Annotated in this window: 4 protein-coding genes; 1 reads left to right on the plus strand and 3 read right to left on the minus strand. The window is 48.7% G+C overall.

All coding sequences use genetic code 11. The annotated features are described in order from the left end of the window. Window positions 1-475, plus strand: a 475-nt coding sequence (locus tag MHN01_RS19550) for a nucleoside transporter C-terminal domain-containing protein (protein ID WP_304622877.1), incomplete at its 5' end; no start/stop codon positions are given. Window positions 476-622: 147 nt separating this feature from the next. Here the strand turns inward: MHN01_RS19550 and MHN01_RS19555 are convergent. The 3 genes from MHN01_RS19555 to MHN01_RS19565 form a co-directional block, all read right to left on the minus strand. Beyond that, window positions 623-1,246 (minus strand): ABC transporter ATP-binding protein, encoded by a 624-nt coding sequence (locus MHN01_RS19555; protein WP_239412886.1) that lies wholly within the window; start codon window positions 1,244-1,246, stop codon window positions 623-625. A 67-nt stretch (window positions 1,247-1,313) separates the two neighbouring features. Next, window positions 1,314-2,543, minus strand: a complete 1,230-nt coding sequence (locus MHN01_RS19560; RefSeq protein WP_239412884.1) for an ABC transporter permease — start codon at window positions 2,541-2,543, stop codon at window positions 1,314-1,316. A gap of 44 nt (window positions 2,544-2,587) precedes the next feature. Next, the gene (locus MHN01_RS19565) at window positions 2,588-3,571 is read right to left on the minus strand and encodes an efflux RND transporter periplasmic adaptor subunit (RefSeq protein ID WP_239412885.1); all 984 of its coding nucleotides are present in this window, start codon (window positions 3,569-3,571) and stop codon (window positions 2,588-2,590) included. Window positions 3,572-3,838: the final 267 nt, after the last annotated feature.

Below are 3,838 nucleotides of genomic sequence, written 5' to 3' on the forward strand. Positions count from 1 at the left end.
ATTTATTGGGCTTATTGCACTTATTAACGGAATTTTTGGTGGTATTGGCGGCTGGTTCGGTTATGAGCAGCTAAGCCTGGAATTAATTCTTGGCTGGTTACTGGCACCCCTGGCTTTCCTAATTGGTGTTCCTTGGGAAGAAGCCACACTGGCTGGTTCTTTTATTGGTCAAAAGACCATAGTGAACGAATTTGTAGCCTACGTTAATTTCGTTCCCTATCTAGGGGAGGAGGCTAAGGTTGTTCCTGCTACTGGTGAAGTCATGACCGAAAAGACAACTGCAATTATCTCATTTGCACTTTGTGGTTTTGCCAATCTGTCATCAATTGCGATTCTTCTTGGTGGTTTGGGTGGGATTGCACCTAGCCGCCGTCATGATATCGCCCGTATGGGCATCAAGGCTGTGGCTGCGGGTACGCTTTCAAACTTGATGGCGGCTACGATCGCCGGATTTTGTATCAGCCTTGCTGGATGATAATACGGTTTAGATTCAAAAAGTAAGTGCGACACAATGATATGAAAACAGTGAGTTGTGACAATCATTACTCTTCACTTCGGCCAAGAATGTAAAGCTAAGAATTATCAACAACTCACTGAAAATGAAACGTATATGTTCACTGTTCTACAGAATTCGACCATCTTTCATTTCGATAAGCCGGGTTGCTCGCTTGGCTTTCTCTAGGTCGTGCGTAACCATCAAGATTGTAACTCCCTCTGCATTGAGATATTCAATAGTGTGCATTATTTCATCACCGGTCTTTTGGTCTAGATTTCCTGTTGGCTCATCTGCCAGCACTATTGATGGGGCGCCTACAAGTGCCCGGGCAATAGCCACTCTTTGTCGTTCGCCACCGGATAACTCGTGTGGCTTGTGCAATCCTCGTTTGTTAAGTCCCACTTTACCCAGTGCCTCGTTAACTCTCACCATTCGCTGTTTGTTGGTGAGTCTCCTATAGAGTAGGGGCAGCTCAATGTTCTCCATGACGTTAAGCTGCGGCATTAGGTGGAAGGCCTGAAAGACAAAACCTATCTGGGTATTACGGACATGAGAAAGTTCATTGTCTGATAGCTCGTCCACTCGAGTTCCATTCAAGGCGTAGCGACCTGCGGTAGGGCTGTCCAGGCATCCGATAATTTGTAGCAGAGTTGATTTGCCCGAGCCGGATGTGCCGGTAATTGCGATGTACTCCCCTGAGCAGATTGACAGAGAGACGGAATGCAGGGCTGTCACATCCGTTTTGCCCATCCGATATGTTCTGCTTACAGCGTCTAGTGCAACTAATGAAGGTGATGCTTCGGTCGTGTTCAATTCTCTACTCCCGTTTGAGGGCGCGAATGGGATCTAGCCGAGATGCCAGCAGGGCAGGGTATAGTCCGGAAACAATGCCCACTGCTGCAGCTGAACCGAGTGCCAGAATGAGAGCGCCTGGTGTAATCATTACCGGGAAGTCACGCAAGCGTGCAATCAGAACTACTAACCCCAAGCCCAGTGCTAGCCCTGATAGTCCGCCGATAGTAGTGAGGCAAGTCGCCTCAATGAGAAACTGGTTTCTAATATCCTTGTTGGTTGCCCCTACGGCTCGTCGCAGACCAATTTCTTCTGTTCTTTCTCGCACTGCTACCAACATGACATTCATGATGCTGATGCCTCCTACTACCAGTGATATGGCTGCTACCGATGCCAGCCAGAACGTGAGCGATTTTGTGGCTTCAGCCATGCTTTCTTGGATTGCGGTCAGGTCGTTGATTACGAAATCGTCAGGATGGGTCATCGGAATGTGATGTTGGCGCCTTAATACAATCTGGATATCTTCTATGGTCTGGTTTATCTGACCCGGATCGTCTAAACGGATGTGAGCATAGTGAATGGCCCCCGGGCGGGTTTTGCTCAGGCCGATGATGCGAAGCCTGGCTGTGTCGAGAGGAATCAGTACTTTGTCGTCCTGATCTGCACCTCCGGGGGCCTGCCCCTTTCGTTTTAGGACACCGACCACTTTGAATGGAGTTTTACCGATACGTATTGTTTTACCGATGGCGTGCCCCATGCCGAACAGTTCCCGGGAAACGGTTTCTCCCAGTATCGCCACTTTTTTTGCCCGTACCTCTTCTCGTTCTGTGAACATGCGTCCTTGTGCAATCTCCCAGCCTCTAATCGGGAAATAGTCTCGGGTTGTACCCTGGATCCGACTGATCCAATTTTGTGCCCCATAGATCACACGGGCGTCGGCATATACTGATGGAGCTGCGGTTAACACGTTAGGTACAAACTGGCGCACGGCTTCGATATCCTGGACAGTCAGCGTGGGAAATTTCTTTTCTAGCTGTACACCGCCTGTTTCCATTACGCCTGGTTCGATAAACAGCAGATTGGCTCCCAGGCTTTCCACGCGCTGTAGTACTTGGTGTTGACTGCCTGCACCGACGCCGATTACGGTAACGACCGCCGCCACACCAATCATAATGCCCAGTATCGTCAGAAAGCTTCGAAGGCGATGTCGGTATATAGTTCTCAATGCATTGGTCAGATATAGCCAGTAGCTCATTGCCATCAATTCCAAACTATGATTTTGAGTTTCCGCTCCATACGTTATCGGCTCGTCACGGATGAGGGTTGCTCAATCCTTGATGAGTATCTGTCGACTTCATTGTTGGCAGCTTGGCCTGCGGCTATCTCAACAACAGCTGTCATTCCGGGGAGCAGTGAGTCCCCCTGGTTTTCAGCTAATAAAACAACCGTATAGGTCACTACGTTATCGATAATTTTCGGTGAAACCCGTATTTGTATGACCTTGGCACTAAAGCGTTGCTCTCCGTATGCCGGAACCGTGAATATCGCCTGCTGTCCAACCTGGAGCTGGCCAATATCTGCCTCATCGACTCTTGCGTGGATTTCCATTTCACCGAGGGTACGGGCTATTTTGAATAACTTGGGTGCTTCGAGACTAGCGGCAACAGTTTGTCCACTCATAACCTCGCGAGAGATGACTACACCGTCGATCGGGGCGCGTATTGCGGTACGTGATAGCGTAACTTTGGCTTCTTCCAGGGCGGCTTCATGGCTTCTGACAAAGGCTTTCGCCCGGTCAAGTTCTGCCCGAGCTACCCATACTTCGGTTTCGGCTTCGTCCAAAAGATTCTCGGAGGCGACATTTTTCTTGTTGAGGATTCTGATCCTCTCCAGTGATCGCGAAGACTGACGTAGAGATGCTTTTCGCATTTCTACGGTGGCCTTGGCATTTAGCAGTGTTGCTTTGGCTTGTCTAAGCTGCGCTTCAAAGAATTCCGAGTCTATGCGGGCAATGATTTGACCTTGTTGAACGACATCGTTGAAATCAACCAACAGCTCGGTGATGCGGCCGGACACCTCGGAGCCAACTTCGACTTCCCCGACAGGCTTGAGGGTGCCGGAAGCGACAACTAATTGGTCGAGGCCGGGGTTGTCACCTGGAACGACAAACTGTAATGAACTGGGTGACGCGGAATCCTGTATTTCTTGTTGCGAGTTATCGCAAGCGGTAAGTGATGCAAGTAAGAGTATTAAGTACAGACAGAGCCAACTAAGTGAGTGCATCGCAACATTAACTCCAGAAACAAAAAAACTGTTTAGCTCGTAGATGGAATAATCAGTTAGGTGCTAATACTATAAGGTAGCGGTAGCTCATAGAGAGCTCCGCTTCCTTGGGTATTAGCTGCTAACCCCAGTAGCGATCGCAGCTTCTCTTACTCTTGTAACTATATTCCTTATAACTCGGTTTTTTAGACTTGGAGCCATAGTACTTGCCGTAAGATTTTTTGTGAGAATACTCACTGTAATATTTCTTTGAACTAACTTGGCAAG

This window comes from Photobacterium sp. OFAV2-7, assembly GCF_022347985.1.
Taxonomy (GTDB): Bacteria; Pseudomonadota; Gammaproteobacteria; order Enterobacterales; family Vibrionaceae; genus Photobacterium.

Bases quoted from the DNA above. Each gene is read 5' to 3' on its own strand.
- MHN01_RS19555 (WP_239412886.1), bottom strand. From the start codon at position 1,246: ATGGGCAAAACGGATGTGACAGCCCTGCATTCCGTCTCTCTGTCAATC.
- MHN01_RS19560 (WP_239412884.1), bottom strand. From the start codon at position 2,543: ATGAGCTACTGGCTATATCTGACCAATGCATTGAGAACTATATACCGA.
- MHN01_RS19565 (WP_239412885.1), bottom strand. From the start codon at position 3,571: ATGCACTCACTTAGTTGGCTCTGTCTGTACTTAATACTCTTACTTGCA.